A 16,833-nucleotide genomic window follows, 5' to 3' on the forward strand; every position below is an offset into this window, starting at 1 on the left:
AAGTCCGACTCTGGATGAACCGTGAAAGTGGGGAGCTTCTGTTGCCCGGCGCTCCCCGTGCCGCTGGTGTCCGCTTCTGTTGCCCGGTGCGGCCCGAACCGCGCTAAGCTTTGTAACCTATTCCCCGAAGGGCTTTAGTTACGCGGCGATCGCGAATGCCTCGTTATCGTTGGCATTTGTAGGTTTTGAACGGTTTTACGGCGCATTCAGGCCGGGCAAAGAAAACCGTCTTTCAGCACACGTCGATCCTAGTTCGGCCCCATGTCCGGACAGGCCGTTTAGCCTGCCCGGTGAAACTGGTGGAGCCGCCGGGTACCGCCCCCGGGTCCGCTGTACCTATTTCACGGCATCATTTATCGCCATAGCCGCCCGAAGGCGGCAACACCCATATAGGGGCTATGCGCGCGCTTTTGAAGAGTGTCGTGCAACAACGGTGCGATACCGCTGCAACAAGGCGCCGTTGATCGCATCCCAATCGAAGCGCTTGCTGATCTCGCGGCCCGCTTTTCCGGCCGCCATGCGGCTTTCCGGATCGGCGATATAGGCAGCGAGCGCATCCGCCGATTCCTGGATGTCGTCGGGCGTCGTCAGCTGTCCGTTGAGGCCCGGTGTCACGAGGCTGAGGCTGCCGGTCGCGCGCGCCGCAACCACGGGAAGGCCGCTTGCCATCGCCTCGAGCGTCACGTTGCCGAACGTCTCGGTGGACGACGGGTTGAACATCACGTCGGCCGAAGCATAGGCCCGCGCGAGCGCATCCCCGGACTGGAAGCCAAGGAAGATGCCCTGCGGCGCCTGCGCCTCGATCCACGCCCTGGCCGGGCCATCGCCCACGAACAGCGCCTTGTAGGGCACGCCGCGCGCATCCAACTCCGAGAGCGTCGCCGCGAACGTATCAAGGCCTTTCTCGAGCACGAGGCGTCCCACGAACAGGATCACCACGTCCTCGTCGGCGATGCCGAGGCTCCGCCGCCACTCCATATCGCGTCGATCCGGGCGATAGAGCTCGCCGTCGATGCCACGGCTCCAGATATGCACGTTGCGGCTCATGCGCTGGTCGGTGAGCACCGCCGCCATGCTTTCGGAAGGTGCGTAGATTTCCACACAGCGCTTGTAGAGACGGCGCAGCACCGCCTCGATCACGGTCTGCATCCAGTGCATCCGGTAATAGCGGAAATAGGTCTCGAAGCGCGTATGGACGGACGCCACCGCCGGCTTGCCCCGCGCCCGCGCCCACCCGACGGCACGGTGGCCGATGATGTCGGGTGAAGCGATGTGAACGATGTGCGGGTCAAAGGCCTTGAGGTCCGCCTTCACCCCGCCGATGCCGAGCCCGAGCCGGTACTCGCCGCGCCCCGGGATCGGTACGGACGGGATCGAAACAAGATCGCCCGTCGGCGCGAATGCCGGGTTTTCGATGGTCGGCGAGTAAACGCGAACCGAGACGCCCTGCCGCAGCAGGTAGCCGACGAGCCGGTTCAGCGCCTGATTGGCACCGTCCTTCACATAATTGTAGTTGCCCGAGAACAGGGCGACCCTGAGATCGCTGCTAGGCAATATGTCGCTCCGCATCGTGAAAGCGCCGGACGTTAGTCGATCTGCGGAGCAAATTCCAACAGGGGTGCATGAACTTCGACAGGCTCCGGCGACGGTGGCCCCGCCTTTCGGGCCTCGCCGCCTCCGATGCAACCCCGAAAGTCATGTGCGGGCCCCACCGATGCCGCAACCCTCCCTCGGTGAGGGATGTGCGCAACAGCGGCTGCGTTCAGCGCTACCGCTCGCCCTCGTCCTTGTCAGCGGCCTCGTCGCCGAAATCCATTCGGCTGAGCGTACGGCGGCCCGGTGCCGGCGGCGCCAGCAGCGCAGCAAGGAGCAATGCACCAACCACACCCGTGACCCACCAGAGCATCGCCCCCGCCTCCTGTCCCCCTGTCCCGGGATGGGACAAGCACGGATCGTGCCATCCTGACATGAAGACGGAAATGCGACCTTTCGGCCGTGCGTACGGTGCGACTCCTGACACCGGTGTAAAGAGCGCCGACGCTGGCACCCGAAACGAAAGAGGCCCCGCCGGTTTCCCGGCGAGGCCCTTTTCATCGTGACGCGGAGCTTCAGGCGTCGACGGTCTCTCCGACCGCAGTCTGCCCCGCATCCAACACGCGCTTCTGACGGGCACGGAGCTGCGCGTCGCGGCTCGATGCCGCAATGCGTGCGCGGGCGAGCGCGGCGCCGGTGCCGGCCGGGATCAGACGGCCCACGATGACGTTCTCCTTGAGACCCATCAGCGTGTCCGACTTGCCCTGCACCGAAGCCTCGGTGAGCACGCGCGTCGTTTCCTGGAACGAGGCTGCCGAGATGAACGAGCGCGTCTGCAGCGAGGCCTTGGTGATGCCGAGCAGGATGGGCTTGCCCACCGCCGGATCGCGGCCTTCCTTGGTCGCCTTGATGTTCTCCTCGTTCAGCTCCTCGGCGTCGATCTGCTCGCCGACGAGCAGCGTGGTGCCGCCCGAATCGGTGATCTCGACCTTCTGGAGCATCTGACGGACAATCACCTCGATGTGCTTGTCGTTGATCTTCACGCCCTGGAGTCGATAGACTTCCTGGATTTCCCAAACGAGGTATTCGGCCAGCGCTTCCACCCCCAGCACGTCGAGAATGTCGTGCGGATCGGGGTTGCCGTCGAGCAGGTAGTCGCCGCGGCGCACGAAGTCGCCTTCCTGCACCGAGATGTGCTTGCCCTTCGGGATCATGTACTCGACCGCGTCCGAACCATCTTCCGGGTGGATGATGATGCGGCGCTTGGTCTTGTAATCCTTGCCGAACTCGATGCGACCGTCGCAGCGCGCGATGACGGCGTTGTCCTTCGGCTTGCGCGCCTCGAACAGCTCCGCGACGCGCGGCAGACCGCCGGTGATGTCGCGGGTCTTCGCGGCCTCGCGCGGAATACGCGCGATGACGTCGCCGGCCTCGACCTTCTGGCCCTCGTTCACCGAGAGAATCGCGTCCACCGACAGCATGTAACGACCGGCTTCGCCCGACGTCTCGTCAAGAAGGGTGATGCGCGGACGCAGATCGCCGGACTTCGGCTGGCTGCGCCAGTCGACCACCATCTTGTTGGTGATACCGGTGGCCTCGTCGACGTTTTCGGTCAGCGAGACGCCCTCGATCAGATCCTGGTACTTCACCGTACCCGACTTGTCGGTGATCACCGGCAGCGTGTAGGGATCCCACTCGGCCAGACGATCGCCCTTGGATACGATGTGCCCCGGCGCATTCGCAAGGATCGCGCCATATGGGATGCGATGCACCGAACGCTCGCGGCCATCCATGTCCACGATCGCGAGTTCGCCGTTGCGGCTCATCGCGATGTGGCGGCTGCGGCTGTCGGTGATCGTATCGAGGTTGCGGTGCTCGATCGTACCGTCGAAGCTTGCTTCCAGCGTCGACTGCTCGGAGACCTGCGCCGCGCCGCCGATGTGGAAGGTACGCATCGTGAGCTGCGTGCCCGGCTCGCCGATCGACTGCGCCGCGATGACACCCACGGCCTCGCCGATGTTGACCGGCGTACCACGCGCAAGGTCGCGACCGTAGCACGCACCGCAGACGCCCTGACGCGTCTCGCAGACCAGCGGCGAACGGATCTGCACCGACTGCGGCGCCGCCGCCTCGACGATCGCCGTCTCGGCTTCGGTGAGCAGCGTGCCCGCAGGCATCACCACCTCGTTCGTCTTGTGATCGACAACGTCCGCAGCCAGCGTGCGGCCGAGGATGCGCTCGCCGAGCGAAACGATGGTGGTGCCGCCTTCAACGATGGCCTTGATGGTCAGCGCATTGTCGGTGCCGCAATCGTCCTCGATCACCACGCAATCCTGCGACACGTCGACGAGACGGCGGGTGAGGTAACCCGAGTTCGCCGTCTTGAGCGCGGTGTCGGCGAGACCCTTGCGGGCGCCGTGCGTGGAGTTGAAGTATTCAAGGACGGTGAGACCTTCCTTGAAGTTCGAGATGATCGGCGTTTCGATGATCTCGCCCGAGGGCTTGGCCATCAGGCCGCGCATACCCGCGAGCTGCTTCATCTGCGCCTGGCTACCGCGGGCGCCCGAATGCGCCATCATGTAGATCGAGTTGATCGGCATCTCGCGGCCGTTCGCGTCGACCGGACGCGCCGAAATGCGCGCCATCATCGCGTCGGCAACACGATCGCCGCAACGCGCCCACGCGTCGACGACCTTGTTGTACTTCTCGCCCTGCGTGATCAGGCCGTCCTGATACTGCTGTTCGAAGTCCTTCACGAGCGCGCGCGTCTCGTCGACCATCCCTTCCTTCTCGTCCGGGATCACCATGTCGTCCTTGCCGAACGAAATGCCGGCCATGCAGGCGTGACGGAAGCCGAGGCCCATGATCGCGTCGGCGAACAGCACGGTCTCCTTCTGGCCGCACTCGCGGTAGACGGTATCGATGACGTCCGCGATCTCCTTCTTGGTGAGGAGACGGTTGACGATCTCGAACGGCGCCTTGTGGTTCTTCGGCAGGCACTCGCCGAGCAGCATGCGGCCCGGCGTGGTTTCGACCCGCTTCATGTAGGTCTTGCCGTCCTCAGACGTCTGCGGAACGCGGCTGACGATCTTCGAGTGCAGCGTGACCGCCTTGGCGTTCAGCGCCTGGTGCACTTCCGACATGTCGGAGATCAGCATCCCCTCGCCCGGCTCGCCCTTGCGCTCCATCGAGAGGTAGTAAAGGCCGAGAATCATGTCCTGCGACGGCACGATGATCGGCTTGCCGTTCGCGGGGCTGAGGATGTTGTTCGTGGACATCATCAGCACGCGCGCTTCGAGCTGCGCTTCAAGGCTAAGCGGAACGTGGACGGCCATCTGGTCGCCGTCGAAGTCGGCGTTGAACGCCGAGCAGACGAGCGGGTGCAGCTGGATCGCCTTGCCCTCGATCAGCACGGGCTCGAACGCCTGAATGCCGAGGCGGTGGAGCGTCGGCGCGCGGTTGAGGAGGACCGGGTGCTCGCGAATGACTTCGTCGAGGATGTCCCAGACTTCCTTGCGCTCTTTCTCCACCCACTTCTTCGCCTGCTTCAGGGTCATCGAGAGACCCTTGGCGTCGAGGCGCGAGTAGATGAACGGCTTGAACAGCTCGAGCGCCATTTTCTTCGGCAGGCCGCACTGGTGGAGCTTCAGCTCCGGACCCGTGACGATGACCGAACGGCCCGAATAGTCGACGCGCTTGCCGAGCAGGTTCTGGCGGAAGCGGCCCTGCTTGCCCTTGAGCATGTCGGACAGCGACTTCAGCGGGCGCTTGTTGGCGCCGGTGATGACGCGGCCACGGCGGCCGTTGTCGAACAGCGCATCGACCGCTTCCTGAAGCATACGCTTCTCGTTGCGGACGATGATGTCCGGCGCGCGCAGCTCGATGAGGCGCTTCAGGCGGTTGTTGCGGTTGATGACGCGGCGGTAGAGATCGTTGAGATCGGACGTCGCGAAGCGGCCGCCGTCGAGCGGAACGAGCGGGCGCAGTTCGGGCGGGATCACCGGAACGACGTTCAGGATCATCCATTCCGGACGGTTGCCGGATTCAAGGAAGCTCTCGATGACCTTCAGGCGCTTGATGATCTTCTTGGGCTTCAGCTCGGACTTGGTGACCGCGAGCTCTTCGAGAAGAATCTTCTTCTCGCCTTCGAGATCGAGGCTTTCGAGCAGCTTCTGGATCGCCTCGGCGCCGATGCCGGCAGTGAAGGCGTCCTCACCGTGTTCGTCCTGCGCTTCGAGGAGTTCATCCTCGGTGAGCAGCTGATACTTCTCGAGCGGCGTGAGGCCCGGCTCGATGACGATGAACTGTTCGAAATAGAGCACGCGCTCCAGCTGCTTCAGCTGGATGTCGAGCAACATGCCGATGCGGCTCGGCAGCGACTTCAGGAACCAGATGTGCGCGACCGGCGCGGCCAGCTCGATATGGCCCATGCGTTCGCGGCGCACCTTGGAGACGGTGACCTCGACGCCGCACTTTTCGCAGACGATGCCCTTGTACTTCATGCGCTTGTACTTGCCGCACAGGCACTCGTAGTCCTTGATCGGACCAAAGATGCGGGCGCAGAACAGGCCGTCGCGTTCAGGCTTGAACGTCCGGTAGTTGATCGTCTCCGGCTTCTTGATCTCGCCGAACGACCACGAGCGAATCCGCTCCGGGCTCGCCAGACCGATGCGGATCTGGTCGAAGGTCTCCGGCTTCGCCGCCGGGTTGTAGAAGTTCATCAGTTCGTGGTTCATACCGCCTCCGAATTTCTGCCCCGCGCCAACCGGCGCAGGCGGATGAGGAAACCGCTTCCGGTCCTCACGACCCTCTCCCGCACGCGGGAGAGGGAGAGATCATTCATTCCGCCGCAATGGCCTTCGCCTCGGCTTCGTCGTCCTCGCTGTTGCGCAGTTCGACGTTGAGGCCGAGCGAACGCATTTCCTTGACGAGCACGTTGAAGCTTTCGGGGATGCCGGCCTCGAACGTGTCGTCGCCCTTGACGATCGCCTCGTAGACCTTGGTGCGGCCGGCGACGTCGTCCGACTTCACCGTCAGCATTTCCTGCAGCGTGTACGCCGCGCCGTAAGCCTGCAGCGCCCACACTTCCATCTCACCGAAGCGCTGACCGCCGAACTGCGCCTTGCCGCCCAGCGGCTGCTGGGTGACGAGGCTGTACGGCCCGATCGAACGCGCGTGGATCTTGTCGTCCACAAGGTGGTGCAGCTTCAGCATGTAGATGTAGCCGACGGTCACCTTGCGATCGAACATCTCGCCGGTGCGGCCGTCGTACAGCTCCACCTGGCCCGACCGGTCGAGACCGGCGAGTTCCAGCATGTTCGACACGTCCGCCTCGCGGGCGCCGTCGAACACCGGCGTCGCCATCGGCACGCCCGAAGCGAGGTTGGTGGCAAGCTCCATCAGCTCGTCGTCGGACTGGCCGTCGATCTCCGCGTTGTACTGCTGGCCATAGATGGCCTTCAGCTTGTCGCGCAGCCCCTTGGCGTCGTCCTTGTCGAGACCCTGCGCCTTGGCATGGATGTCTTCCAGCATGGCGCTGATCTGACGTCCGAGACCGCGCGCGGCCCAGCCGAGGTGGGTTTCGAAAATCTGACCGACGTTCATGCGCGAAGGCACGCCGAGCGGGTTCAGAACGATGTCCACATGCGTGCCGTCGTCGAGGAACGGCATGTCCTCGATCGGCAGGATGCGGCTGATGACGCCCTTGTTGCCGTGACGGCCGGCCATCTTGTCGCCCGGCTGCAGCTTGCGCTTCACCGCAACGAAGACCTTCACCATCTTGAGCACGCCCGGCAACATTTCGTCACCGCGCTGCAGCTTCTCGACCTTTTCCGCGAAACGGCGGTCGAGGCTCTTCAGCGCCTCCTCCCACGTCGCCTTCACGGCTTCGAGATCGGACTGGAGCTTGTCCTCTTCAACGGCGAACTTCCACCACTCGCGGCGCGGCTGCTCGGCGAGCATCGCATCGTCGATCACGGCGCCCTTCTTGATGCCCTTCGGCGCCGCCGCAACGGTCTGGCCGATGAGCATGTCCTTGAGGCGCGCATAGGTCGCACGATCGAGAATGGCGCGTTCGTCGTCGCGGTCCTTCTCGAGACGCTCGATCTCCTCGCGCTCGATCTGGAGCGCGCGTTCGTCCTTGTCGATGCCGTGACGGTTGAACACACGCACCTCGACGACCGTGCCGGCAACGCCCGGCGGCAGCTTCAGCGAGGTGTCGCGCACGTCCGACGCCTTTTCGCCGAAGATGGCGCGGAGCAGCTTTTCTTCCGGCGTCATCGGGCTTTCGCCCTTCGGCGTGATCTTGCCGACGAGAATGTCGCCCGGCTCGACCTCGGCACCGATGTAGACGATGCCCGCCTCGTCGAGGTTGCGGAGCGCTTCCTCACCGACGTTCGGGATGTCGCGCGTGATATCCTCCGGCCCGAGCTTGGTGTCGCGGGCCATCACTTCGAACTCTTCGATGTGGATCGAGGTGAAGACGTCGTCCTTCACGATCCGCTCGGAGATGAGGATGGAGTCCTCGTAGTTGTAGCCGTTCCACGGCATGAACGCGACGAGCACGTTCCGGCCCAAAGCCAGCTCACCAAGCTGCGTCGAAGGACCATCGGCGATGATATCGCCGCGCTGGACCATGTCGCCCACCTTCACCAGCGGACGCTGGTTGATGCAGGTGTTCTGGTTCGAACGCTGGAACTTCTGCAGCGTGTAGATGTCGACGCCCGACTTGCCGGCGTCTTCCTCTTCCGTCGCACGGATAACGATACGGGTCGCGTCGACCTGATCGATGATGCCCGTGCGGCGCGCAGCAATCGCAGCGCCCGAATCGCGCGCCACGGTGCCTTCCATGCCGGTGCCGACAAACGGCGCCTCGGCGCGGAGCAGCGGCACAGCCTGACGCTGCATGTTCGAGCCCATGAGCGCGCGGTTGGCGTCGTCGTTTTCCAGGAACGGAATGAGCGACGCGGCGACCGACACGAGCTGCTTCGGGCTCACGTCCATCAGCGTGATGTGCGCCTTGGGCGCCATCAGGAACTCGCCGGCTTCGCGCGCGGAAACGAGATCCTCGACGAGACGGCCTTCGCTATCCAGCTCGGCGTTCGCCTGCGCGATCGTGTGCTTCGCTTCTTCCATCGCCGAGAGGTAGATGACGTCGTTCGTCACCTTGCCGTCGATAACCTTGCGGTACGGCGTTTCGATGAAGCCGTACTTGTTGACGCGGCTGAACGTCGCGAGGCTGTTGATCAGACCGATGTTCGGGCCTTCCGGCGTTTCGATCGGGCAGATACGGCCATAGTGCGTCGGGTGAACGTCGCGAACCTCGAAGCCCGCGCGCTCGCGGGTGAGACCACCCGGCCCGAGCGCCGAAACGCGGCGCTTGTGCGTCACTTCGGAGAGCGGGTTCGTCTGATCCATGAACTGCGAGAGCTGCGAGGATCCGAAGAATTCACGCACCGCCGCAACAGCGGGCTTGGCGTTGATGAGGTCGTTCGGCATCGTCGTTTCGATATCGACCGACGACATGCGCTCCTTCACGGCGCGCTCCATGCGGAGCAAGCCGACGCGGTACTGGTTCTCCAGAAGCTCGCCGACCGAACGCACGCGGCGGTTGCCGAGATTGTCGATGTCGTCGATGTCGCCCTTGCCGTCCTTCAGCTCCACGAGCGTCTTCACCACCGCAAGAATGTCTTCGTTGCGGAGCGTCGTCACCGTGTCCTCGGCATCGAGGTCGAGACGCATGTTCATCTTCACGCGGCCGACGGCCGAAAGGTCATAGCGCTCCGGATCGAAGAACAGGCCCGCGAACATGCCTTCGGCGGTCTCGCGCGTCGGCGGCTCGCCGGGGCGCATGACGCGGTAGATCTCGGCGAGCGCATGATCGCGCTCCTCGACCTTGTCGGCCATCAGCGTGTTGCGCATCCATGCGCCGATATTGACATGGTCGATGTCGAGCAGGTCGATGTCGGTGACACCCGCAGCATCGAGCTTCGCGAGGTTGGCCTCGGTCACCTCGTCACCGGCCTCGATGTAAATCTCGCCGGTCTTGTCGTTGACGAGGTCGAACGCCGAATAGCGGCCGAAGATTTCCTCGGTCGGGATCAGCAGCTCGGTGAGGCCGTCGTTCTCCGCCTTCTTGGCGGCGCGCGGCGTGATCTTCTTGCCCTGCTCGAAGACGATTTCGCCCGACTTGGCATCGACGATGTCGAACATCGGCTTGTTGCCGCGCCATTGGTCGGCCAGGAACGGCACCTTCCAGCCGCCCTCGGCGCGCTTGTAGGTCACGCGGCCGTAGAACTGGTTGAGGATGTCCTCGCTGTTCATGCCGAGCGCGTAGAGCAGCGTCGTCACGGGCAGCTTGCGCTTGCGGTCGATACGGACGTTCACGATGTCCTTGGCGTCGAACTCGAAGTCGAGCCACGACCCGCGGTAAGGAATGACGCGCGCGGCGAACAGGAACTTGCCCGAAGAGTGCGTCTTCCCGCGGTCGTGATCGAAGAAAACGCCCGGCGAACGGTGCATCTGCGAAACGATCACGCGCTCGGTGCCATTCACGATGAACGTGCCGTTCTCGGTCATGAGCGGCATGTCGCCCATGTAGACGTCCTGCTCCTTGATATCGAGGACGGAGCGGCTTTCCGTATCGGGATCGATTTCGAACACGATCAGGCGCAGCGTCACGCGCATCGGCGCCGCGTAGGTCATGCCGCGCTGGCGGCACTCGTCGGTGTCGTACTTGGGCGCTTCAAGCTCGTAGTTCACGAAATCCAGCTCGGCGGTGCCGGCGAAGTCGCGGATCGGGAACACCGACCGCAGCGTCTTCTCAAGGCCCGAGACGTAGCCGCGCGACGGATCGGAGCGCAGGAACTGCTCGTACGATTCGCGCTGCACCTCGATGAGGTTCGGCATCTGCACGACTTCGGCGATGTGCCCGAAGACCTTGCGGATACGCTTTTTACCGGTGAAGGATTTCGCCTGGGTGGCCATGCTGTTTGTCGCCCTTGCTCTTCAAAATTCGTCAGGCGCTGACGCGAAAAAAGCCGCAGGCTCCCCCGCATCCGGGAGAACCGCAGCTTTCCGCATCAAACCGCAGCCGATCCATTCGTGCGATGCGCTGCGCGAAGGCACATCATTTCCCGAAAGGCTGTGGAAGGAAGCGGGATATAGGAGCCGCAGGCGGCGCTGTCAAACCCCCTGTCGCAAGAGTCGCTTTCGATCTGCCCCTCGCTCCCCTAACAGATACGGCATCGTTGGGGGGGGGGAGATCACAGCCGCATGACCGATCCGAAGGCCGCAGACAGCCGCCACCGCCTGAAATCCATCATCGGCGGCGCCACCGGCAACCTCGTCGAATGGTACGATTGGTACGTCTACGCCGCCTTCGCGCTCTATTTCGCGCCGCACTTCTTTCCTGAAGGCGACCGCACCGCGCAGCTGATGAACAGCGCCGCCGTGTTCGCGGTCGGTTTCCTGATGCGGCCGATCGGCGCCTGGATCATGGGTATCTATGCCGACCGGCACGGCCGCAAGGCGGGGCTCACCCTCTCCGTCACGCTGATGTGCGCGGGCTCGCTGCTGATCGCCATAACGCCCGACTATGAGGCGATCGGCGTGTTCGCCCCCGGCCTTCTCGTCCTCGCCCGCATGATGCAGGGGCTTTCCGTGGGCGGTGAGTACGGCGCGAGCGCGACCTATCTTTCTGAAATGGCGGGTAAGCAGCGCCGCGGGTTCTTCTCCAGCTTTCAGTACGTGACGCTGATTTCCGGGCAACTCCTCGCCATCTGCGTGCTTCTGGTGCTTCAGAACGTGATGCCGGAATCCGCGCTCGATGACTGGGGCTGGCGCATCCCCTTCGCGATCGGCGGCGTGCTCGCCATCGTCGTTTTCTACATCCGGCGCGGCCTCGCCGAGACGGAGAGCTTCACGAACGCCAAGCGCGAAGGCATCGCCGTTTCGGGCCTCGGCGAGCTATTCCTTCGACACCCGCGCGAGGCGGCGGTGGTGATGCTGCTCACCGCCGGCGGCACGCTCGCCTTCTATGCGTACTCGATCTACATGCAGAAGTTCCTAGTCAACACGTCGGGTTTCAGCCGCGAAGTCGCCTCGCAGATCAACGCGGGGACGCTCTTTGTATTCATGCTGCTGCAGCCGCTCGCGGGCGCATTGTCGGACCGGATCGGGCGCAAGCCGCTGATGGTCGGCTTCGGGATCGCGGGCGTGCTCTTCACCTATCCGATCTTCTCGGCGCTGGAGACGACGCGCGACCCGGTTGTCGCCTTCGCGCTCGTGCTCGGCGCGCTCATCATCGTCACCGGCTACACATCGATCAACGCGGTGGTAAAGGCGGAGCTGTTTCCAGCGCACGTCCGCGCGCTCGGCGTCGCCTTGCCCTATGCGCTCGCCAACACGATCTTCGGGGGCACCGCCGAATATGTCGCGCTCTGGTTCAAGGCGGAGGGTATGGAACAGGGCTTCTACTGGTACGTCACCGTGATGATCGGCCTTTCGCTGATCGTGTACCTGCGGATGCGCGACACGCGCACGCACAGCCGTATCCTGGAAGACTGAGCCGTCAGGCGGTGGTCCAGCCGGACCGGCGGCCCGCCGCGACGATTTCCCACACCGCCATGAACAGCGCCGCGATGACGGGTCCGATGACGATGCCGTTCAGCCCGAACAGCTCGATGCCGCCGAGCGTGGAGACGAGCACGATATAGTCGGGCATCCGGGCGTCGCGGCCGACGAGGATCGGACGGAGGATGTTGTCGATAAGCCCGATAACGAAGACGCCGCAGAACACGAGCACCACGCCCTGCCAGATGGCGCCCGTGACCAGCAGATAGACGGCGACCGGCACCCATATAAGTCCCGTGCCCACGGCCGGCAGCAGCGACAGGAAACCCATCAGCACCCCCCACAGCAGCGCGCCGTGGATGCCGAGGCTCCAGAACACGACACCGCCGACGGCGCCCTGCAGGATGGCGACGACGATGCTGCCCTTCACCGTCGCACGGATGACGGTGACGAACTTCGCCATGAGCGCGTTGCGCTGCGCGGGATGCAGGGGGATCGAAGCGCGCAGTTTTTCGACGAGTGCGTCGCCATCGCGCAGGAAGAAGAAGATGAGGTACAGCATCACGCCGAGCCCGATGAGGAACCCGAACGTGCGCTGCCCGATCACGACGGTCTGGGCGGCGAGCACTTGAAAGCTGTCGGCGATGCCGTCCGCGATCTTCTCGCGGATCGCGCTGATGTTGCCGAGCCCGAGTCGGCGCAGCATCGAGATTGCCCAGTCCGGCAGCAACGCCTGCACCTGCCGGAAATAGCCGCCGACGTCGATCTGCCCTCCCTCGATGCGGGCATAGATCGCGGTCGCTTCCTGCAGCAGGAATATGCCGAGGGTGATCGCAGGCAGAATCACCATCGCAACGATGACCAGCAGCGTCACGAGCGCGGCGGTGTTCGGATGCCCCGGAAACTTCGCGAGCAGCCGCCGGTTGAGCGGCTCGAAGAGGATGCCCGCGATCAGCGCCCACAGGATTGCACCGAAGAACGGCAGCAGCACCCACGCGAACGCCAATGACACGACGACGATAAGCGCGAGAAAGGTTCTGTCTTCGATCTTCCGCATAAGCGCCGCCCGGTCCCTGGCCTCGTAGCATACATCAAACGCACGGCTTTGGAATCAGCCGCTTATACGCGCATGAAAAAAGGGCGGCCCCTTTCGGAACCGCCCCTTCGTTCGATAAGCCGTGAAGCTTACTTGATCTCGACGGTCGCGCCGGCTTCTTCAAGCTGCTTCTTGATCTTCTCGGCTTCTTCCTTGTTCACGCCTTCCTTCACCGGCTTCGGAGCGCCTTCGACGAGCGCCTTGGCTTCGCCGAGGCCGAGGTTGGTGATGGCGCGGACTTCCTTGATGACGTTGATCTTCTTGCCACCGTCGCCGGTGAGGATCACGTCGAACTCGGTCTTCTCTTCCACGGCCGGGCCGGCGTCACCGCCGCCACCCGGAGCCGCCGCAACCGCGACAGCAGCGGCGGCCGAAACGCCCCACTTCTCTTCGAGGAGCTTCGAGAGCTCAGCCGCTTCGAGAACGGTAAGAGCCGAAAGGTCGTCAACAATCTTCTGAAGGTCTGCCATTTTAAGTCTCCATGCGGGCCACGCGGCCCAATCAATGTTTCAATATCGGTCGTGAACAGTTGTCCGGACTGGCTTACGCGGCGTCCTTGGCGGCGTAAGCACCCATGACACGCGCAAGCTGGGCGGCAGGCGCCTGGACGATCTGAACCACCTTGGTCGCCGGCGCATTGATGAGGCCGACGATCTTGGCGCGCAGTTCGTCAAGCGACGGCAGCGATGCCAGTTGCTTGATGCCATTTGCATCGAGGACGGTATCCCCCATGGCGCCGCCGACGATTTCCAACTTTTCGTTGGTCTTCGCGAAATCGACGGCCGCCTTGGCAGCGGCAACGGGATCACTCGACGTTGCCAGCGCCGTCGGACCGACCAGCATGTCGCTGATCCCCGTGTACGGCGTACCTTCCAGTGCGATCCGGGCGAGCTTGTTCTTCGCGACTTTATAGCCCGCGCCCGCCTCGCGCATCTTTCCGCGGAGAGCCGTCACCTGGGCGACGGTAAGGCCGTGGTTGCGCGTGATGACGACAACCCCGGTCTCCGAGAAGACGCGGTTGAGCGATGCGACGAGCGCCTTTTTTTCAGCGCGATCCATGCTTCACTCCTGGTTTGTCCCTTGGGCGATCACTCGCCTTCGGGACGGTTGAGCCGAAATCCCGGACCATTCCGGGGGTCTCGGCCCGTCCGCGGGGTCGTCGTCTGCGTGCGGGCGAAAGGAGCCCTTCGGCAGACCCGGTTCGCCATCGCACGGCTGAAACCGGTAAAACTTGTCCCCGTCTCATGCAGGCTGGCGTTTTGAGTTTCCTGTCGGAAACGCCTGCAATCTCGGACGGTATCTTGGGGCGGCCCGTTTCCGGCCCGCCCCGCGATGCTGTTTAGGCGGCCGCGCCTGCGGTCGCCGTATCGATTTTCACGCCCGGCCCCATCGTGGAGCTGATGGCGATCTTGCGAACGTACTTGCCTTTGGCGCCCGACGGCTTCGCCTTGACGATGGCGTCGACGAAAGCGTCGAAGTTCGCCTTCAGCGCCGCATCGTCGAAGCTCACCTTGCCTATGCCGCTGTGGATGATGCCGGCCTTCTCGACGCGGAACTCCACCTGGCCGCCCTTGGCCGCTTCCACGGCTTCGGCGACGTTCGGCGTGACGGTGCCGAGCTTCGGGTTCGGCATCAGGCCCTTGGGACCAAGCACCTTGCCGAGACGGCCGACGATGCCCATCATGTCGGGCGTCGCGATCACGCGATTGAAATCGCTGCGGCCGCCCTGGATTTCTTCCATCAGGTCTTCAGCGCCGACAACCTCGGCGCCCGCCTTGCGGGCATCTTCGGCCTTGTCGCCGCGCGCGAACACCGCGACGCGAACGTCCTTGCCCGTGCCGCTCGGCAGGCGGACAACGCCGCGCACCATCTGATCGGCATGGCGGGGATCGACACCAAGGTTCAGCGCGACCTCGACGGTCTCGTCGAACTTGGAGCTTGCGAGGCTCTTCACGAGCGCAATGGCTTCGTCGATACCGTAGAGCTTCTCACGGTCGACCTTGCCGGCCAGCGCCTTGGCCTTCTTCGTCAGCTTGGCCATGTTCAGCCCTCCACCACTTCGAGGCCCATCGAGCGCGCGGAGCCCTCGATGATCTTCATTGCCGCGTCGATGTCGTTTGCCGACAGATCGACCATCTTCGCCTGCGCGATCTCACGAACGGCGGAACGCTTGATCGTTCCGGCGCTCGCCTTGCCCGGCGTCTTGGAGCCGGACTTGAGGTTCGCGGCCTTCTTCAGAAGGAAGGTGGCGGGCGGCGTCTTGGTGACGAAGGAGAAGCTGCGGTCGGCATAGACGGTGATCACCGTCGGCACCGGGGCGCCCTTTTCCATTTCCTGCGTCTGGGCGTTGAACGCCTTGCAGAATTCCATGATGTTGACGCCGCGCTGACCGAGCGCCGGCCCGAGGGGCGGCGACGGGGTGGCGGCGGCAGCCGGCACCTGCAGCTTGATATAGCCGGTAATCTTCTTGGCCATTGGTCTCACTCTCTTTCAAGTTTAGCGGTCCAGACGGCCACCCGAAGGCAGCCTCCCGCAGGCAACGCCCCTCCCCTTAACGGCGAGGGGTAAAAAACTACTTCGTACGCTCGACCTGCTCGAAGTCGAGCTCGACAGGCGTCGCGCGCCCGAAGATCGACACCGAGACCTTCACGCGGGCGCGATCGTAATCGATCTCTTCCACGAGGCCGTTGAAGCTGGCGAACGGACCGTCGAGGACGCGAACCTCGTCGCCGATCTCGAAGTTCACCTTCATCTTCGCCTTCGGCGCCTCGATGTGGTGACCCTTGGTCGAAAGGATGCGCGCGGCTTCCGCCTCGCTGATCGGCGAGGGCTTGCCGCTCGCGCCGAGGAAACCCGTCACCTTCGGCGTATTCTTCACGAGGTGGAACACGTCGTCGGTCATGTGCAGCTTCGCCAGCACATAGCCCGGGAAATACTTCCGCTCGGCCTGCACCTTCTTGCCGCGGCGGATTTCCGTCACGGTCTCGGTCGGCACCTCGACCTGCTCGACAAGCGCTTCAAGACCCAGGCGCTTCGCCTCGTCGAGGATCGAATCGCGGACCTTGTTCTCGAAGTTCGAGTAGGCGTGAATGATGTACCAGCGCGCGGCCATGCCTGTTTCGAACCTTCCCGTTATTTCGCGATGTCGAGCAGGAACTGAACGATTCGGCCCAGCACCTGGTCGACGCCCAGGAAGAACAGCGACAGGATGGTGGTCATGATGAGCACCATGATCGTCGTCACGATCGTCTCGCGACGCGTCGGCCAGGATACCTTCGCGGTCTCCTGACGTACCTGCCGCACGAACGTGCCCGGATTGGTCATCTTAGCCATCTAACGCGCTCAATTCCCAAACAAAAACAGCCGACCGGCCGCGCCCTTTTCTTCCGGGCGGCGCCGGTTGACTGGTGAACCTCTACTCGCTCCCGAGCCCCCAAATCTGCCCTTTTCAGGAGAGAGTGGCAGGAGTGGAGGGACTCGAACCCACGGCCCTCGGTTTTGGAGACCGATGCTCTACCAACTGAGCTACACTCCTAGAGCCCGGGAGCCGCGTCTATAATCGGGGGCATTCCCGGGCGCAAGTCCTGTCGTTTGATGTGCATGCGGGGTTGATCCGGCGGGCGCGCTGCGCC

Annotated in this window: 12 protein-coding genes, 1 tRNA gene and 1 other RNA gene; 1 reads left to right on the forward strand and 13 read right to left on the reverse strand. The window is 63.7% G+C overall.

Annotated features, from left to right (window positions below; all coding sequences use genetic code 11):
• Positions 1 to 65: 65 nt before the first annotated feature.
• The 5 genes from ssrA to rpoB all read right to left on the reverse strand — a co-directional run bounded on the left by ssrA (position 66) and on the right by rpoB (position 10,518).
• Positions 66 to 419: a transfer-messenger RNA gene (gene ssrA, locus H2052_RS12385) on the reverse strand.
• A complete protein-coding gene (locus tag H2052_RS12390) occupies positions 397 to 1,554 on the reverse strand; it encodes a glycosyltransferase family 1 protein (RefSeq protein ID WP_293782083.1) in 1,158 nt (385 codons plus the stop codon). Before H2052_RS12390 ends, ssrA begins: the two co-directional genes overlap by 23 nt.
• A gap of 214 nt (positions 1,555 to 1,768) precedes the next feature.
• A complete protein-coding gene (locus tag H2052_RS12395; protein WP_293782085.1) occupies positions 1,769 to 1,906 on the reverse strand; it encodes a hypothetical protein in 138 nt (45 codons plus the stop codon).
• Positions 1,907 to 2,108: 202 nt separating this feature from the next.
• On the reverse strand, positions 2,109 to 6,269 hold the full coding sequence (gene rpoC / locus H2052_RS12400; protein ID WP_293782087.1) for a DNA-directed RNA polymerase subunit beta': 4,161 nt from the start codon (positions 6,267 to 6,269) through the stop codon (positions 2,109 to 2,111).
• A 103-nt stretch (positions 6,270 to 6,372) separates the two neighbouring features.
• Positions 6,373 to 10,518 carry a DNA-directed RNA polymerase subunit beta gene (gene rpoB / locus H2052_RS12405; RefSeq protein ID WP_293782089.1) on the reverse strand — a complete coding sequence of 1,382 codons (4,146 nt, stop codon included), beginning with the start codon at positions 10,516 to 10,518 and terminating at the stop codon, positions 6,373 to 6,375.
• 288 nt (positions 10,519 to 10,806) lie between these two features.
• Between rpoB and H2052_RS12410 the strand changes: the two genes are divergently transcribed.
• Complete coding sequence (locus tag H2052_RS12410) at positions 10,807 to 12,099, forward strand: MFS transporter (protein ID WP_293782091.1); 1,293 nt, start codon at positions 10,807 to 10,809, stop codon at positions 12,097 to 12,099.
• Between the two features lie 4 nt (positions 12,100 to 12,103).
• Here the strand turns inward: H2052_RS12410 and H2052_RS12415 are convergent, their stop codons facing one another.
• The 8 genes from H2052_RS12415 to H2052_RS12450 form a co-directional block, all read right to left on the reverse strand.
• Positions 12,104 to 13,162 carry an AI-2E family transporter gene (locus H2052_RS12415; RefSeq protein WP_293782093.1) on the reverse strand — a complete coding sequence of 353 codons (1,059 nt, stop codon included), beginning with the start codon at positions 13,160 to 13,162 and terminating at the stop codon, positions 12,104 to 12,106.
• Between the two features lie 128 nt (positions 13,163 to 13,290).
• Positions 13,291 to 13,671, reverse strand: a complete 381-nt coding sequence (gene rplL, locus H2052_RS12420; RefSeq protein ID WP_293782095.1) for a 50S ribosomal protein L7/L12 — start codon at positions 13,669 to 13,671, stop codon at positions 13,291 to 13,293.
• A 73-nt stretch (positions 13,672 to 13,744) separates the two neighbouring features.
• Positions 13,745 to 14,260, reverse strand: coding sequence for a 50S ribosomal protein L10 (rplJ, locus tag H2052_RS12425; protein ID WP_293782097.1), 516 nt, complete (start codon positions 14,258 to 14,260; stop codon positions 13,745 to 13,747).
• Positions 14,261 to 14,540: 280 nt separating this feature from the next.
• The gene (gene rplA / locus H2052_RS12430) at positions 14,541 to 15,242 is read right to left on the reverse strand and encodes a 50S ribosomal protein L1 (protein ID WP_293782099.1); all 702 of its coding nucleotides are present in this window, start codon (positions 15,240 to 15,242) and stop codon (positions 14,541 to 14,543) included.
• 2 nt (positions 15,243 to 15,244) lie between these two features.
• The gene (gene rplK / locus H2052_RS12435; protein ID WP_121047503.1) at positions 15,245 to 15,676 is read right to left on the reverse strand and encodes a 50S ribosomal protein L11; all 432 of its coding nucleotides are present in this window, start codon (positions 15,674 to 15,676) and stop codon (positions 15,245 to 15,247) included.
• Positions 15,677 to 15,773: 97 nt separating this feature from the next.
• The gene (nusG, locus tag H2052_RS12440; protein ID WP_293782106.1) at positions 15,774 to 16,313 is read right to left on the reverse strand and encodes a transcription termination/antitermination protein NusG; all 540 of its coding nucleotides are present in this window, start codon (positions 16,311 to 16,313) and stop codon (positions 15,774 to 15,776) included.
• A 20-nt stretch (positions 16,314 to 16,333) separates the two neighbouring features.
• Complete coding sequence (gene secE, locus H2052_RS12445; RefSeq protein WP_293782108.1) at positions 16,334 to 16,534, reverse strand: preprotein translocase subunit SecE; 201 nt, start codon at positions 16,532 to 16,534, stop codon at positions 16,334 to 16,336.
• A gap of 126 nt (positions 16,535 to 16,660) precedes the next feature.
• A tRNA-Trp gene (locus H2052_RS12450) sits at positions 16,661 to 16,736 on the reverse strand.
• Positions 16,737 to 16,833: the final 97 nt, after the last annotated feature.

The organism is Sphingosinicella sp. (assembly GCF_013911755.1).
Lineage (GTDB): Bacteria > Pseudomonadota > Alphaproteobacteria > Sphingomonadales > Sphingomonadaceae > Sphingosinicella.